This is a genomic window from Streptomyces flavofungini, assembly GCF_041028215.1.
Lineage (GTDB): Bacteria > Actinomycetota > Actinomycetes > Streptomycetales > Streptomycetaceae > Streptomyces > Streptomyces flavofungini_B.
The window spans coordinates 1-918 of the sequence record NZ_JASKYR010001370.1 but is presented as its reverse complement, the minus strand read 5'-3'; the positions used below and the strand labels follow the sequence as shown (position 1 = coordinate 918).

Genomic DNA, 918 nt, shown 5'->3' with positions numbered 1-918 from the left:
GGCGGTGGCGGGCCGTGGCCCCGCCACCGCCACCCCCGACGACCGCCCGGCCGACGGCCTGGAGCGGATCATCACCGACTACACCTCCGGCTTCGACGAGGACAGCGGCTACCGCCGCCCCACCCGCGAGGACCGGCGCACCCTGGCCGAGAGCGTCGCGCTGCTCCTGGACGGCAAGCGCTCCGAGGCCGAGCGGCGCCTCGCCGACATGGACTTCGCCGTCCGCACCGTCAGGGACCCGGTCGGCGGGCGGCGGTACGCGGAGGTCGCCGACCGCTCGGAGGGCGGCGCCGCACCGCGCGGCTGGGGCCGGGTCTACATCGACCTCGACTCCCCCGTGCGCTGGTCGGTCCAGGTGCCGCACCCCGTGGCCGACCGCAACACCGAACGGCTCGGCGCCCAGCTCCTGAGCCGCGCGCCGGGCGGCATCCTCGTCGTCGCGGGTGCACATCGCGAAGCGGGGCGCGGTGACACGGCGGATGTCGCGCACCGCAGGGACAGCGTCTTCCATGCCATTTGTGCCGAGCTGGTGCGGCGCGGGCTGCCCGGCGTGCAGCTCCACGGCATGGCCGACGACTCGGCGCCGAAGCACGACATCGTCGCCTCCACCGGCCGGGGCAGGGACGCCGTGACCGAGGGCCGCGACCTCGCGGACGCGCTCCGGGAACGGGGCTACGACGTGTGCCGCGCCTGGGCCAGGAAGTGCCCCCTGGAGGGCCGCACCAACCTCCAGGGACGGGCCGCCGCCTTCCACGACGTGCCCTGGCTGCACCTTGAGTTCGGCCCCGACCTGCGTCTGCACCCCGCCCACGCCCGCAAGGCCGTGGACGCCCTGGCCGACCTCACCCGCACCTGGCGCCGCCAGGGCTAGGGCCCAAGTCCCTGGCGAGCCGCCGACCCCGCCCGCACGTAGAGGAA

General features: G+C 76.0%; 1 protein-coding gene. It reads left to right on the top strand.

Translation table 11 applies throughout. The features are described 5' to 3' along the window. Positions 1-4: 4 nt before the first annotated feature. A complete protein-coding gene (locus AB8Z36_RS41125) occupies positions 5-871 on the top strand; it encodes a hypothetical protein (RefSeq protein WP_369218443.1) in 867 nt (288 codons plus the stop codon). Positions 872-918 lie beyond the last annotated feature (47 nt).